This is a genomic window from Permianibacter fluminis (assembly GCF_013179735.1).
GTDB classification, from domain to species: domain Bacteria; phylum Pseudomonadota; class Gammaproteobacteria; order Enterobacterales; family Permianibacteraceae; genus Permianibacter; species Permianibacter fluminis.
Genome location: NZ_JABMEG010000002.1, coordinates 230,643 through 245,492, shown reverse-complemented (window position 1 = coordinate 245,492; position 14,850 = coordinate 230,643). Strand labels below are relative to the sequence as shown.

Here is a 14,850-nt window from a genome sequence, read left to right as displayed (position 1 = left end):
TGAATGAGTACCGCTTGATTCCGTACTGCCAGATTCGGTACCGGCCAATGCGGTGTGCGGATTGCTATAACCTTGCTTGCTGCAGGTGCTGCAGCTGGCGGGTCAAATCAATCGGCATGCCGGCCGGCTTCATGTCGGCAACCGTGATGCAGACCACCTTGACCAGCGCCTTGTTCAAAATGTTCCCCGGATCGCCGGCCTTGCGCAGGTACTGGCCAAACTCAATCGACGCGCGACCGACCCGGTTGACTTCGGTCACCACTTCCAGTGCATCGTTGAAACGGGCCGGCTTCAGGTAGTCGACTTCACAGCGAGCGACCGCGAAGGCCAGCCCCTGTTCGATCAGCACCGCCTGATCCAGCCCCAGCGCGCGCACCAGTTCGGTCCGGCCGCGCTCGTAATACTTCAGGTAGTTGGCGTAGAACACCACGCCAGCGAGGTCGGTATCTTCGTAGTAGATGCGGACCGGGAATACGAACGGCGTCATGTTCCGGACTCATCAACTCGGTTGGCGGCAAATAAATCACCATTGCCGGCGCGTGGTACCAGCCCGAAATGCTGATAAGCCAGCTTGGCCGCCATCCGGCCACGCGGCGTGCGCTGAATGAAGCCCTGCTGGATCAAGTAAGGCTCCAGCACATCTTCGATGGTGTCGCGCTCTTCACCGATCGCGGCGGCGAGGCTGTCGAGCCCGACCGGGCCGCCGTCAAACTTCTCGATGATGGTCAGCAAGAGCTTGCGATCCATGGTGTCGAAACCGTGGTTGTCGACATCGAGCATGTCGAGCGCGCGATCAGCGACATTCGCCGTGACATTGCCATCGGCTTTCACTTCGGCGTAATCACGGACGCGGCGCAGCAAGCGGTTGGCAATGCGCGGCGTGCCACGCGAACGACGGGCGATTTCGTGGGCACCGCCCTCCTCCATCGGCATTTTCAGCAAGCTCGCCGAGCGCATGACGATGCGAGTCAGATCGGTCACCGAATAAAATTCCAGTCGCTGAACAATACCAAAGCGATCACGCAGCGGGCTGGTCAGCAAGCCGGCGCGCGTGGTCGCACCGACCAGGGTAAACGGCGGCAAATCCAGTTTGATTGAACGCGCAGCCGGGCCTTCGCCGATCATGATGTCGAGCTGGTAATCCTCCATCGCGGGATAGAGGATTTCTTCAACGACAGGCGAGAGCCGGTGGATTTCGTCAATGAACAACACGTCGTGCGGTTCGAGCGAGGTGAGAATGGCGGCGAGATCGCCGGCCTTCTCGATCACCGGACCGGAGGTGTGCTTGATGCCGACGCCCATTTCGTTGGCGACGATATTCGCGAGTGTGGTTTTGCCAAGACCGGGCGGGCCGAAAATGAGCACATGATCGAGCGCTTCTTTCCGGGCCTTGGCCGCCGCCAGAAAAATCTCCATCTGCTGGCGCACGGCGTCCTGACCGGTGTAATCGGCCAGCCGGGTGGGCCGGATGGCCCGATCGATGAGCTCTTCCTGGTTGGAGCCACGGGCCGTGACCAGGCGATCGGTTTCAATCATGGGTACGCGTCTTTCCACTTATATGAGGCAGGCCGGGATGCCTGCTTTGGACCGCACTATACGGCAGCTAGCTGCCAATGCGGGCCAATACTACTAGCTATTGTGGTTATGGCGATTATGACCGGCCAAGACATGACTGGCTGAGCCGTTTGGGCGGCTATTTTGCCATCTGACGCAGGGCAAGGCGAATCAGTTGCTCGGCGGGGTGTTCGCCATCATCAACGGCATTGATGGCCTTGCTGGCATCCTGCGGCTTGTACCCGAGTGCCACCAAGGCGCTGACTGCCTCTGAGGTGATGCGGGCCCGCGACGGCACTGCCGGCTCGCCGGTCTTGCTCGGTGGCAGCAGCATTTCCGGTGAGCCCCACTCTTTCAGCCGGTCACGCATTTCCACCACCAGACGCTCGGCAGTTTTCTTGCCGACGCCGGGCAAGCGGGTCAGCATGGCGATGTCGCCATCGTGAATGGCGCGGAAAAACTCCTCGCCACTGATGCCGGACAACACCGCCAGCGCCAGCTTCGGGCCGACGCCGTTCACCTTGATCAATTCGCGAAACAATTGCCGCTCTTCACGCGAGGCAAAACCAAACAGCAGCTGGGCATCTTCACGGACGACGAAATGGGTATGCAGGATGATTTCCTTGCCCGTGTCCGGCAACTGGGCAAAGGTCGACAGCGGCGCCAACACGTCGTAACCGACGCCACCGCATTCGATGATGAGTTCCGGCGGCCGCTTCTCGATCAGGATTCCACGCAAACGACCGATCATTGTGTTGTTCTCATAGTTGCCGTCTCAACGCATTCTTCCTCTTCTTCTTTTTATCAGGCCAAGGCCGGCGCTGTGCACCAGGCTGTTGATCCCATGACCATGACACAGCGCCACCGCAATCGCATCAGCGGCATCCGCCTGCGGAATGCCACTCAGATTCAGCAAGCGACAGACCATCATTTGCACTTGTTCTTTATCCGCCGCGCCGGTGCCGACCACCGCTTGCTTCACCTGTCGTGCCGAATACTCCGACACCGGCAACCCGGCCTGCGCCGCCGCGACAATCGCCGCACCACGCGCCTGACCCAGCTTCAAGGCCGAATCGGCGTTCTTGCCCTGGAACACTTGCTCGATGGCGAACTCATCGGGTTTGCATTCGAGAATGACGGAGCTGATGCCATCGAAGATCGTGCGCAAGCGATCGGCAATCGGCAGATCGGCGACCCGGATGCAGCCGCTCATGACGTATTCCGCACGCGAACCGACCATGCGCACCACACCGAAACCGGTGGTGCGAAAGCCAGGGTCAATTCCAAGGATAACGGGCAAGAAGAATTTCCTGTTTTGTAGCCTCGATTAACGGAGCGTCCCCCAAGGGGACTTCCTGCGGGTCGTAATCGGGGGAACGCGAAGCGTTCTGCATTAGTCACCATTCGTACGATTACGCTACGCTAATCGTACCTACAAGACCGCTTATTTCCGCAAAGTCTTTTCCAAACGGCGTTCGACCGCCTGCATTACTTCAGAACGTCTATCAAGGGATGGATGAAAGAAAGCCGGGTATGCTGGTTCAAATTTTGGCCCTTTCAACAAGAAAAAACCGGTGTTTCCCAATTCTTCCTCTTTAATTTGGCCTAGCGTGTAATGCCACATCGGCCACAATTCAATAACGATTCGCTTGGGGACATCTGCGTCGGCTGGAAACAACACCTCTTGAGTATCGACATGAAGCCGAATGACGTTGCCATCACCTTCACCAGTTCTAGCTTCGGGATCGTTAACAATACTCCCCTGCGCATTGACCAAATCGACGCTAACCACCGTCGCAACAATGACGTAGTCGGCTCTTTCGACTACGTCATCGATAGACTTCGTCTCCACCTTGGTGGCCATCGCATTTGCCGAAAACAGCAACCCTATCAATAACAGTAAGCGCGTTGGCATATTTTGCTTCTATCCTATTCAATCACCTTCACGCCCACTTCCTTCAACTGTTCAGCCGGAATGCGCGACGGCGCATCGGTCAGCGGGCAGCTGGCGGTGGTGGTTTTCGGGAAGGCGATAACGTCGCGGATGGACGAAGCGCCGACCATCAGCATGACCAGACGGTCCAAACCAAACGCGAGACCGCCGTGCGGCGGCGCGCCGTAGGACAGCGCTTCGAGCAGGAAGCCGAATTTTTCTTGGGCTTCTTCGCGCGAGATGCCGAGCAGATCAAACACCGCGGCTTGCAGCGCCTGATCGTGGATACGGACCGAGCCGCCGCCGACTTCGACGCCGTTCAGCACCATGTCGTAGCCGCGCGAGACCGCGTGTTCCGGGTTGGCTTTCAGTTCGTCGATCGACAGCACTTTTGGCGCGGTGAACGGGTGGTGCATCGCGTAGTAGCGGCCGTCGGCGTAATCGAACATCGGGAAGTCGATGACCCACAGCGGCGCCCAGCCGGCTTTGACCAAACCCAGATCGTTCGCGACTTTCAAGCGCAGTGCGCCGAGTGCGTCACTGACCACTTTGTAGCTATCGGCACCGAAGAAAATCACGTCGCCGTTTTGCGCGCCGATGCGCTGGTAAATGGCACTCAAGAGTTCCGGCGTCAGGAACTTGGCAAACGACGATTGAATGCCTTCAATACCTTTGCTGACATCGTTGACCTTGATGTACGGCAGGCCCTTGGCGCCATACGGTTTGACGAACTCGGCATACTCATCGAGATTTTTTCGCGACAGTTTTTCGCTGGCGGCCGGCACTTTCAGTGCAGCGACGCGGCCACGCGGGGCAACGGCCGGCTCGCTGAACACTTTGAAGTCCATGCCTTTGACCAAGTCGGCGACATCGACCAGTTCCAGATCAACGCGCAGATCCGGCTTGTCGGAACCGTAGCGGCGCATGGCTTCGGCAAAGGTCATGTGCGGGAAGGTGCCGAGATCAACGCCCAGGCATTCCTTGAACATACCGACGGCCATGTCTTCCATGATCGCCATGATCTCGTCCTGACTCAGGAACGAGGTTTCGATATCGAGCTGGGTGAATTCCGGCTGGCGATCGGCGCGCAGATCTTCGTCGCGGAAGCAGCGGACGATTTGGTAGTAGCGATCAAAGCCCGCCATCATCAGCAGCTGTTTGAAAATCTGCGGCGACTGCGGCAGCGCATAGAAGCTGCCCTTGTGCACGCGCGACGGCACCAGATAATCGCGCGCACCTTCCGGCGTCGCTTTGGTCAGGAACGGCGTTTCGACATCGGTGAAGCCTTTGCCATCCAGATAGCGGCGCATGTACTGCGTCACTTTGTGGCGGAAGAACAGCTTCTGCTGCATCTCCGGCCGGCGCAGATCCAGATAGCGATACTTAAGACGAGTTTCTTCCGAGGTCGGCACGTGGCCGTCGATTAAGATAGCTGGCGGCTGCGCGGTGTTCAGCAAGACAATTTCGCTGGCGACGACTTCGATTTCGCCGGTCGTCATCTCTTTATTGATCATGCTTTCCGGGCGCTTGCGGACGACGCCCTTGACCTGCACCACGTACTCGGCGCGCAGCGCTTCGGCGGCCTTGAACACGGCCGGCACGTCCGGCTCGCAGGTGACCTGCACAAGGCCAGCCTTGTCGCGGATCTGCAGGAAGATGACTCCGCCCATATCGCGGCGGCGGTGCACCCAGCCGGCAAGGGAAACGGTCTGACCGGCTTGGGCCGAGGTCAAATCACCACAGAAATGCGTGCGAAGGCTCATCGTACTGTCCAAAAGAAGGGGAATCAGGGGTTTGCGACCGGTTCGGCGGCCGGAAACCCGGGGCCAAAGTGGCCAAAACCGCCGGAAAAATGCGGGCCGCAATCGTAGCCGAGCCTATATACAAGGGACAAGGCTAATCAGGGCAGATCCGGGCTGGCTCACCTACACTGAAGCCACGCATGGGCGAATTGCCCTCACCTTCCGCCGGAAACCGCCCTTGACCTGTCGTGCCTGCACTGTCCTGTTGCTGGCGGCCAGCGGCCCGCTGCTGGCCGCCGAGCCACCGGATGACCTCTTTGCGCTGGACCTAGAGACGCTGAGTCAGGTCCGGGTCAATACCGCCACCCGGCGCGACGAGCCCCTCAGCCAGATCCCGGCCACGGTGCTGGTGATTGATGCCGCCACCATCCAGCGGCGCGGTTACCGCCATTTGGGTGAGTTACTGGCGGCCCTGCCCGGCATCGACGTCCAGCAATACTCCAGCGTGACCTTTTATAACCGGGTCGCCGTGCGCGGCCTGACCGGCAACAACAAGTTATTGATTCTGCAGGATGGCGTCCGCATCGGCACCCCGGCCGGCGAGCCATTGCCCATCGACAACAATTTTCCGCTGCACCATATCCGCCAGGTCGAAGTGGTCTATGGCCCGGCGTCGGCCGTGTATGGCGCCGACGCCATGACCGCCGTGGTCAATCTGGTCAGTGCCGAACCGGACGACAGCACGCTGGCGCTCAGCACCGGCGAAGCCGCCAGCCACCGTGCCAGCATCAACACCGGTGGTCAGCACGAACGCTGGCGCTGGCATCTGGCCGGGCATCGCCAGCAAAGTGATGGCGCCGATCTGCAGGACGCTTACCCGGACGTGTTTCGCTTTACCGATCTGCGCAACTTCGGCGGCACCGTGGTGGTGCCACTGGCCGAGCGCAACAGCTACAACAACGCCAGCGAAAGCGAAAGCCTGTCGGCCACCTTGCACCATGACAGCGGCGCCGAATTGGGTCTGCACCACAGCAGTATCGACACGCCCACCACCGCCGGAGACCGGCCCGGCTCGGCCAATTACGGCAGCGAATGGATGAGCCGCATCGATACCGTTTATTTGCGCCAGCAACTGCACTGGGACAACGGCGGCCAGCTGATCGCCATGCTCGACTACAGCCGTTATGAAGTTGACCCGAAAACCGCGTTCAACAATATTTTTTCCGGCTTCAGCAAGGTCTACAAATACGCCGAAAGCGAACGACGAGAATTCGATTTGCAGTGGGGCATGCCGTTCGGTGGCAGCGACTATCTGACCGCCGGGCTCAACTACCAGCAAATCGACGCGCTGCCGAAAACCGCCGATCTGGCCAAACCGTTCAATCCCGATCACAGCGCAATTGAACAAGGCCTGTTTTATGCCGGCACCAATGACAGCTTGCCAATCCAGATTTTTCACGTTGATCAGCAGCAGCGCGGTGGCTTTGTCCAGTGGCAACGCGATTGGTCGGAACATTGGCACAGCCTGCTCGGCGTCCGCGTTGACCACAGCGACAGCTGGGCCGAGCAAACCACGCCCCGATTCGGCATCCAGTATCGCAGCGGCGAACACTGGCGCAGTCACCTGAGTTATTCCGAAGCCTATCTGGCGCCATCGCCGTTGTTTATGTACGAACACTTCGGTGCATTCAATGGCACGCAAGACAATCAGGGGCGTTATATCGCGTCCTTTTTTCAGGTGCCCAATCGAAATCTGCAACCGGAAACGCTACACACCACCGAGCTTGGCTTTCATTGGCAAGGCGAACGCAATTGGGCCATCGCGGGCGCGCTTTATCAAAGTCAGCTCGACAATCTGATCGGTCTGGTGCCGATGGCAACACCCGATGCCGACTTTGTGCCGGGCGGTGTCATTCTGGCCAGCCAGCAATGGGACAATGTCGGCGATGTCGATTTGCTCGGCGCGGATCTGTGGTGGCAATGGCAGGCACGGGTAGACAGCCAGCAATGGTTGATCAGCATCGGCGTTTCCGCCATCGATGGCACCCTGAACTCCGGCATGGATGAAGAACTGCCCTATGTCGGCCAGCACAAACTGAAACTGGCGGTAAGCTGGCAACACGATCAAGGCTGGTTTGCCAATCTCAATGTTCAGGCCAGCAGCCGGGTCAAGGTGCTCGACAATGCCACCCTGCCGGAAGATGAAAGCGTGCCGGGTTTCGCCGTGGCCAATCTGTTGGTCGGCCAAAATCAGCTTGCCGAGGGTCTGGAGCTGCAACTGCGCATCGACAACCTGTTCGACACCCGCTATTACAACGCCGGCACTGGCACCCGGACCACGCTGGTGGAATCGCCGCAGGACCCGCGGCTGATTTCGCTGGGCCTGCAATATCGCTTCTGATGGAACGGATGCCATGAACGCGATCGGAACGGAAACATTCGACAATCAAAATAGTCACGACAAACTCTATCAGGCCCTGATCGCCGCATTTCCGCAGGCCGCCGGCATTTACAGCGCACAAGGCGAATGCCTGGCCAGCAATGCGGCATTCCTGCCGCTGCGCGCCGCACTCGACGAAAGTGACGGCCAAGTGTGGCTGGCCAGCAGCAATACGAGCAATTTTCTGACCCGCCAAGGCCATAGCCTGCATCGGCAAATCCTGACGGCCGATCATCAATTGATCAGCCTGATTCCAACCGCTCTCGATACCGCCGCCGCCAGTTTGCTGCCGGTTTTTCATGCCCTGCGTGAAGGGCAATCGCTGTTTCAGGCCGTCGTCAGTGCGCTGCGGCAAGCGCTCAGTTGGCGCTGGGTGGGTGTCACCCGTTTTCTGCCCGATGCCAGCGGCAGTTGCAGTCAAGTTGAAGTGCTGGTGCTCTGGGATACCGATCACTTCGCTGCCAGCCTGCACTACGAATTGCCCGGCATGCCCTGCGCCGTGGTGCTGGAAAAACGTCAGTTCTGCCGCTTTGACGAAGTCGCCGATCTGTTTCCACAAGACACTATGGCCAAGGCCATCGGTGCCAGGGTTTACGCCGGCAAGATCTATGTCGATGACAACGGCCTGCCGCTCGGCCATGTGTTCGCCTTGCATGACGAGGTGCCGGCGGCCGATCCGCATATCGAGGAAGTGTTCAACGTACTGACCGCCCTGCTCAGCGCCGAATGGCGCGCACTCGGTGCCGAAACCGAGTTGCGGGCAGCACGCGCCGCGGCTCGCACCGATGCACTGACCGGCCTGTGGAACCGTCGCGCCTTTGATGAAGACCTTGCCGAACTCGAACAACACGGACGACGGCGGCAGGATCAGGATGCCGTGCTGATGCTGATCGATCTGGACGGCATGAAGAAAGTCAACGACAGCAAAGGTCACGACGAAGGCGACCGACTACTGAGCCAATTCGGCCAACTGCTCGCCACCGGCTGCCGCCGCAGCGATCGTGCCTACCGGTTCGGCGGCGACGAATTTGCCCTGCTGCTCGGCAACACCGTCTCGCCAGCCGTACTGCAAACCCGGCTCAGCCATAACGTTCAGAAATTGCGCGAGGCCGGCTTCGCCGACATCGGCGCCAGCGCCGGCATCGCCGCCCTGAGCGAAGCAAATGGTGAACGCACGCAATGGTTTGCCTTGGCGGATGCCAGGCTGTATCAAATGAAGCAACAGCACCGCGCCATTCACAAATAAAAAGGCCGCTCTATGCGGCCTTTTTGTTGTTACAGGAATTTACTGCTTCGCACCCTCACCAATATTCTTCTTGAGGAATTTTTCCATTTCACCATAAAGCGCAACACGATTCTCTAGTTGATAGTAGCCGTGACCTTCCGGCTTCACCATCCAGTCAAATTTCTTGCCTATCTTATCCAAAGAGGCTTTCAGCGAATCGAAGTGTGGCATAGTAACTCGAACATCGTTTTTACCATGAGCAATCAGTAAGTCTGCCTTGATCCGATCCACATGTTGGGCAGGCGAAATTTCCCGTAGCTCAGCCTCAGTATCACCAATATGCAGGGCGATCCACTCATCCATTTTATCCCCGCGGCTGGCGTCCGATCCGTCACCATTGAAGAACTTCAGCATGTCATAAACACCAACATAGCCGACTGCACATTTATATAGGTCCGGCTCTTTGATCACGCCCCACAATGTTGCATAGCCACCGTAGCTACCGCCATAAATGCAAACACGGTTCGGATCTGCGATACCTTGCTTGATGGCCCACTGGGTGGCATCAGTCACGTCGTCCTGCATCTTACGACCCCACTGACGCCAGCCGGCACGGTGAAAATCGTCGCCATAGCCACCGGAGCCGCGGTAATTGACCTGCAGTACGGCATAGCCACGATTAGCCAAGAACTGTGAATCAGAGTGGAAGCCCCAATCGTCTCGAATACCAAACGGGCCACCATGGATATTCATCACCAGCGGCAGATTTTTACCTGAACTATTGTTTGGCAAGGTCAAATAGCCGTGGATCTTCAAGCCGTCACGAGCATCGAATTCGACCGGAGCCACTGAAGCCAAGCTTTTTGTATCGAGCTTGGGTAAGCGAGAAGCCAAAAACTTGGCTTTCATCGACTGGACATCGAACAGATAAAATTCGCCTGGGTTTTTATCTGAGCTAACGTGAGCAATCGCTTTCGTACCATCCGCAGTAAACGAAGTAACATCAACTATCTGGCCATTGAATGCGTTTACCAGTGACTTAATGAAGACTGAGTCCTTGCCCGTATCAGGCAGAAATGAATACTCTAGCTTTCCTGGCATGTATGTTACGCCAAGCAATCCGCCATCGTGACCGTTGATTGTCATAACACCGCCGATGCCGGACGGTTCATAAACATCTACAACTTTGTCACGCTCCACTAATCGAACTGTATTCGTACTGAAGCTGTACTCAAATAAGCCAGTCAATCCACCTTCTTTTGAGTCATAGTTGGAAACAAAATAAGCTTTATCGTTATCGGATGAAAATCCAACTGGATCGAGCGTTGGCGACTTTCGCTTGGAGGAAAGCGCAACCTTTTTCCATTTTCCACCATTGCCATCGTTCGTTGACTTGACATGCAAAATGACTTGTCCGTCATCAATAGTATCGCCTTCGACGAATTCTAAGCCGATGCGAACAGCGCCGCTGTTGTCCGCCATCAAGCGATAAATATTGTCAGCATCAGGCTGATCGGCAAGATATTTAAGGTCGCCGGTATAGATATCCAGCAGATGCGCTCTGACGCTGGTGTCAGTAAAGTGGCGCTTCGCGATCAGAATGTGCCTGTCATCATCTGGAAGCAAGCTGATGATATTGAAGCTCGACCGCTGCATTTCAAATATCTGCTGGCGTTTCTTGCCATCGATATTCGCCGCATAGAGGTGTGCCGGACGCCCCATATTATCGAGATTACCCGTCACCTTTCCGACCTGCATCAGAACACGCTCGTTGTTACCCCAAGCGAAGCCCAACACGTGCATTTGGTCGCCAAATTCAAATGAGGCCGTTATTTTCTTGCTGGCCAGATTCATGACGGCCAATCGGACTTCTGTGCCGGCCTCATAAGTAAACGCCACATGGCTGCCATCGGGCGAAATCTTCATATTCGCTACCTCGGCATGCTCAAAAAAATCCCGAATCGGAATTTCTGCAGCGGTCGCCGTGGCGCCCAGGCCCATGACGCATAGCAAGACCAATAGTAACTGCTTCATCGACTTCCCCTTTCTTTTTGGCATTTACCCAGCCACGGAATGACCGGCCCGGCATTCTAGGTGAGCCGGCCCCCCCGATTTGTATCAGATCGTAGCGCCTTTGTGACAAGCGTCCCACGAATTCGTCATCTTGCCGTCACTGGTCAGTCATCTGCTGCCCCTACGCTGCTGCGGTCTCAGGAACCCTTTGCAGGAGTTGGAGCATGAAAAAGCAGGCACTGGTCATGGTACCGGTCGTGGCAGCGCTGGCACTCGCCACGCTGGCCGGTTGTAAAAAAGAAGATGAACCGAAAGCGCGCAATGTGATTTTCTTTCTGGGCGACGGCATGGGCATAGCACCGATGACCGCGGCCCGGGTTTACGCCGTCGGCGAAGACGGCGAGTTGACCATGGACACCTTGCCGGAAACCGCGTTCGTCAAGACCTATTCCAATGACGCACAAGTCACCGACAGTGCGCCGTCGATGTCGGCCTACATGACCGGTGTCAAAACCAATAACGAAGTGCTCAGCATGAGCCCGGATACCGAGGCCGTCACACCCGGCGCCAACTCGACCAATCTCTGTGGCAGCGGCAACGGTCAGCCGGTCGAAACACTGCTGGAGCTGGCTGAAAAACACGGTCGGGTCACCGGCATTGTCAGCACGGCACGGATCACCCACGCCACCCCGGCAGCCACATACGCGCATATCTGCCATCGCGATCTGGAAAATGACATCGCCGCGCAATTGGTGCCGGCAAAGCGCCATTACAACCGCAAACTCGGTGACGGCATTGAAGTCATTTTCGGTGGTGGTGCCCGCCATTTCCTGCCGGCGTCGGCGGGAGGCAGTCGTACCGATGGCGTGGATCTGACAGCCCAACTGAAAGCCGAAGGCTATGTTGATGTCAGCAAGCGCGCCGCATTCGACAGCCTGAACGGTAGCAATACCCAGAAAGCCTTTGGTCTGTTCACCAAGAGCCACATGAGTTACGACCTGGATCGCGATCCGGCCAAGGAGCCGTCGCTGGCCGAAATGACCAGCAAGGCGATTCAGATTCTGCAGCAAAAGCGCAGCGGTTTCTTTCTGATGGTGGAAGGTGGCCGCATCGATCACGCGCTACATGAAACCAACGCCAAACGCGCACTGCAGGATACGGTCGCGTTCGACAATGCCATCAAGGCAGCCATTGCCGAGGTGCGCAAGACCGATCCGAAACTGAAAAACACCCTGATTGTCGTGACGGCGGATCACGATCACACCATGACCATGCTCGGTTACGCCGCTCGCACCGGCAAGACCACCGCCAACAACGCGGGCGTGCTGGGTGTGATGCGCAATTACAGCGACGGCTCGATTGCCACCGACGCCGACGGCATGCCGTTCCCGATTCTGGCGTTCGGCAACGGTGAAAACCGTCCGCAAGGGGCCCGCAGCAATTTTGCACCGCTGACCGATGCCGAAACCAGCGCCAACAACTTCCATCAGGAAGCGGCGATTCGCACCGCGGTCGGCAGCGAAACCCATGGCGGTACCGATGTCTGGCTCGGTGCACTCGGTTATGGCGCAGACGCATTCCACGGCGTCATCGACAACACCGAGGTGTTCAGCCTGGTACGCAAAGCGGCCGATCTGTAATCGACCCGACGCATCAAGCAGATCATCCAGCGAATTTGCAATCACCAATTCGGCTCAACACACTTCAGGGAATGCTGAAATGAAAGCAACTGTTCTCACTGCACTGGCGCTCGCGCTCGGTGCTGCCACCAGCGCACACGCTGCCGGCGAAGCCAAAAACGTCATTTTCTTTCTCGGTGACGGCATGGGCCCAACCGTCGTCACGGCCGCGCGCCTGCACAAATACGGCGAAGCCGGCCAGCTGACCATGGGCACGCTGTCACGTACCGCCAAAATCAAGACCTTCTCGCATGACGCCCAGACGACCGACAGTGCGCCGTCTATGTCGGCCTACATGACCGGCGTAAAAATGAACAACGAAGTGCTCAGCATGAGCGCTGATACGCTTGCCCAAGCCCCCCTGCGTGATGGCAACAACAACGCCGGTCTGAGCGGCTGCGATGGCAGCAACGGCCATGCCGTACCGACGCTGGCGGAGTTGGCCAAAGCCAAGGGCAAAGCTGCTGGTGTCGTGACCACGACCACCATCACGCACGCCACGCCGGCCGCCGTTTACGCGCACATCTGTCACCGCGATGCCTATTACGACATCGCCAAGCAAGCAGTACCCGGCGGTGATGGCTACAACACCGCGCTGGGCAACGGCCTTGATGTCATCATGGGCGGCGGTGCCAACGAGTGGACACCGTTTAACGCCACGACCAACAACAAGGGCCGGGCCGATGGCCGCGATCTGGTCGCCGAACTCGGCGCGCTGGGCTATACCACCGTGCGCAGCAACACCGAGCTCGCTGCCGTCACGCCCACCGCCGGTAGCAAATTGTTTGGCGTGTTCAGCAGCCGCAGTCATCTGGATTATGAATTTGACCGCGCCAGCAACGTCAACAACACCCAGCCGTCACTGGCAGAGATGACCGCGAAGGCCATCGATGTACTGAAAAACGATAGCGACGGTTATTTCCTTATGGTTGAAGGCGGCCGTATCGATCATGCCTTGCATGGCACCAATGCCAAGCGCGCACTGGAAGATGCCGTTGCCTTCGACGACGCCATCAAGCTGGCGCTGACCAAGGTGGATCTCAGCAATACGCTGATTGTCGTCACCGCCGATCACGATCACACGATGGTGTTCAACGGTTATGGCAAGAAAGGCAATTCGGTGCTCGACATCGTCCGCGACTACAAGCACAACGAACCGCTGCTGGATGCCGACGGCCAGAGCTACACCACCCTGGTTTTTGGTAATGGTCCAAACCGGCCAGCAATTCGCACCAGCGTAAGCAGCGAGCAGGCAATGGATCCTGCCTACTTGCAGGAAACAATCGTGCGTCAGGGCAGCGAAACCCATGGTGGCGGTGATGTCATGCTGTTTGCCGACGGCGCGGGCGCCAAGTCGTTCAAAGGCACGATGGACAACACCAAGGTGTTCAGCCTGGTCAAAGACGCACTCGGTTTGTAATCACTCGCATTGGCGCTCACGGCCGCATCCTGACGTGCGCGCCAATGGCTTTTCGGACAAAGACTCATGTCGTTTCGTATTTTCCTGCTTGCCGATGCTGAATTGCGTGCATCGGCCTTGCTTGCATCCGCCATACTTGCCTCATTGCTGGCAGCTCCCATCGCCAACGCATCGACGCCAAACACCGCTGAAAAAAAAGCCGCAACACCAAACACAGCAATACCGGCCACCAGCATGGCTGCCGACGGCCAACTTTTCTGTGCGGAACTGAGCATCAGTCGCCGCCAACAAAGAGCGGATGGTGTTGAACTCACCGAACGCTATCGCGAGCGGCTGTATCGCACCGACAACGTGATTGCATTCGAGCGCGTGCGACCACAGGTGGCGGAACCATCCGAGCCAGCAGCAAAGAGCGCGCACAGCCACCCGGACGGCATGGTGCGGCGCTACGAAAGGCTGGCCGATGGCAGCATTGCCTATTCGCTGTTTGACGACCGGACCCAGCAGGAGATTCGCCTGCTACCCAGTGAGTTCGCCGATTTTGGCTTTGACGGGGATTTCCGTGCGCTGCATACGCTGGCCGATGCTGCAACGTTGACCAAGCTCGGCGCTGGTGACCAACACCTGCGAGAGCCGGATCGCGAGCTGCGTTGGTCCGGCCGCGAGCAAATTGTCCGCTACCAGCACCAGCGTTGGGCCAGCGGCGAGCAAACGATTACCGTCACCCCGATTGCCCATTGCGCCGACCCACGCATGCAACGCCAGCAGTTTGCCCGCATCGATTACGCTGACACGCTGGACTAAAGCGGCACCGCTGCTGCACCATTCCGGCTGAGCCAAAACC

12 protein-coding genes are annotated in these 14,850 nt (G+C 57.9%); 5 read left to right on the top strand and 7 right to left on the bottom strand.

What is annotated here, in order from left to right; translation table 11 throughout:
• Positions 1-64 precede the first annotated feature (64 nt).
• The 6 genes from HPT27_RS16410 to aspS all read right to left on the bottom strand — a co-directional run bounded on the left by HPT27_RS16410 (position 65) and on the right by aspS (position 5,250).
• Positions 65-460 carry a YbgC/FadM family acyl-CoA thioesterase gene (locus HPT27_RS16410; protein ID WP_407951155.1) on the bottom strand — a complete coding sequence of 132 codons (396 nt, stop codon included), beginning with the start codon at positions 458-460 and terminating at the stop codon, positions 65-67.
• A gap of 23 nt (positions 461-483) precedes the next feature.
• A complete protein-coding gene (ruvB, locus tag HPT27_RS16405; protein ID WP_172245797.1) occupies positions 484-1,536 on the bottom strand; it encodes a Holliday junction branch migration DNA helicase RuvB in 1,053 nt (350 codons plus the stop codon).
• Positions 1,537-1,693: 157 nt separating this feature from the next.
• Positions 1,694-2,305 carry a Holliday junction branch migration protein RuvA gene (gene ruvA, locus HPT27_RS16400; RefSeq protein WP_172245795.1) on the bottom strand — a complete coding sequence of 204 codons (612 nt, stop codon included), beginning with the start codon at positions 2,303-2,305 and terminating at the stop codon, positions 1,694-1,696.
• Between the two features lie 24 nt (positions 2,306-2,329).
• On the bottom strand, positions 2,330-2,854 hold the full coding sequence (gene ruvC / locus HPT27_RS16395) for a crossover junction endodeoxyribonuclease RuvC (protein ID WP_172245793.1): 525 nt from the start codon (positions 2,852-2,854) through the stop codon (positions 2,330-2,332).
• 144 nt (positions 2,855-2,998) lie between these two features.
• Positions 2,999-3,469, bottom strand: coding sequence for a hypothetical protein (locus HPT27_RS16390; protein ID WP_172245791.1), 471 nt, complete (start codon positions 3,467-3,469; stop codon positions 2,999-3,001).
• Between the two features lie 14 nt (positions 3,470-3,483).
• Positions 3,484-5,250, bottom strand: a complete 1,767-nt coding sequence (aspS, locus tag HPT27_RS16385; RefSeq protein ID WP_172245789.1) for an aspartate--tRNA ligase — start codon at positions 5,248-5,250, stop codon at positions 3,484-3,486.
• 217 nt (positions 5,251-5,467) lie between these two features.
• Here aspS and HPT27_RS16380 point away from each other — a divergent pair, with 217 nt between their 5' ends.
• Positions 5,468-7,630: a TonB-dependent receptor plug domain-containing protein gene (locus HPT27_RS16380; protein WP_172245787.1), complete on the top strand. Its 2,163-nt coding sequence runs from the start codon at positions 5,468-5,470 to the stop codon at positions 7,628-7,630.
• Between the two features lie 13 nt (positions 7,631-7,643).
• Positions 7,644-8,915, top strand: coding sequence for a GGDEF domain-containing protein (locus HPT27_RS16375; RefSeq protein ID WP_172245785.1), 1,272 nt, complete (start codon positions 7,644-7,646; stop codon positions 8,913-8,915).
• A 39-nt stretch (positions 8,916-8,954) separates the two neighbouring features.
• Here the strand turns inward: HPT27_RS16375 and HPT27_RS16370 are convergent, their stop codons facing one another.
• Positions 8,955-10,928 carry an alpha/beta hydrolase family protein gene (locus HPT27_RS16370; protein ID WP_172245783.1) on the bottom strand — a complete coding sequence of 658 codons (1,974 nt, stop codon included), beginning with the start codon at positions 10,926-10,928 and terminating at the stop codon, positions 8,955-8,957.
• Positions 10,929-11,131: 203 nt separating this feature from the next.
• Between HPT27_RS16370 and HPT27_RS16365 the strand changes: the two genes are divergently transcribed.
• The 3 genes from HPT27_RS16365 (at position 11,132) to HPT27_RS16355 (ending at position 14,810) form a co-directional block, all read left to right on the top strand.
• On the top strand, positions 11,132-12,547 hold the full coding sequence (locus HPT27_RS16365) for an alkaline phosphatase (protein ID WP_211198080.1): 1,416 nt from the start codon (positions 11,132-11,134) through the stop codon (positions 12,545-12,547).
• 79 nt (positions 12,548-12,626) lie between these two features.
• Positions 12,627-14,006 carry an alkaline phosphatase gene (locus HPT27_RS16360; protein WP_172245781.1) on the top strand — a complete coding sequence of 460 codons (1,380 nt, stop codon included), beginning with the start codon at positions 12,627-12,629 and terminating at the stop codon, positions 14,004-14,006.
• Between the two features lie 66 nt (positions 14,007-14,072).
• On the top strand, positions 14,073-14,810 hold the full coding sequence (locus HPT27_RS16355; protein WP_172245779.1) for a hypothetical protein: 738 nt from the start codon (positions 14,073-14,075) through the stop codon (positions 14,808-14,810).
• Positions 14,811-14,850: the final 40 nt, after the last annotated feature.

Coding starts and splice junctions, on each gene's coding strand:
- ruvB (WP_172245797.1), bottom strand. CDS start 1,536: ATGATTGAAACCGATCGCCTGGTCACGGCCCGTGGCTCCAACCAGGAA.
- ruvA (WP_172245795.1), bottom strand. CDS start 2,305: ATGATCGGTCGTTTGCGTGGAATCCTGATCGAGAAGCGGCCGCCGGAA.
- HPT27_RS16390 (WP_172245791.1), bottom strand. CDS start 3,469: ATGCCAACGCGCTTACTGTTATTGATAGGGTTGCTGTTTTCGGCAAAT.
- aspS (WP_172245789.1), bottom strand. CDS start 5,250: ATGAGCCTTCGCACGCATTTCTGTGGTGATTTGACCTCGGCCCAAGCC.
- HPT27_RS16375 (WP_172245785.1), top strand. CDS start 7,644: ATGAACGCGATCGGAACGGAAACATTCGACAATCAAAATAGTCACGAC.
- HPT27_RS16370 (WP_172245783.1), bottom strand. CDS start 10,928: ATGAAGCAGTTACTATTGGTCTTGCTATGCGTCATGGGCCTGGGCGCC.
- HPT27_RS16365 (WP_211198080.1), top strand. CDS start 11,132: ATGAAAAAGCAGGCACTGGTCATGGTACCGGTCGTGGCAGCGCTGGCA.
- HPT27_RS16360 (WP_172245781.1), top strand. CDS start 12,627: ATGAAAGCAACTGTTCTCACTGCACTGGCGCTCGCGCTCGGTGCTGCC.
- HPT27_RS16355 (WP_172245779.1), top strand. CDS start 14,073: ATGTCGTTTCGTATTTTCCTGCTTGCCGATGCTGAATTGCGTGCATCG.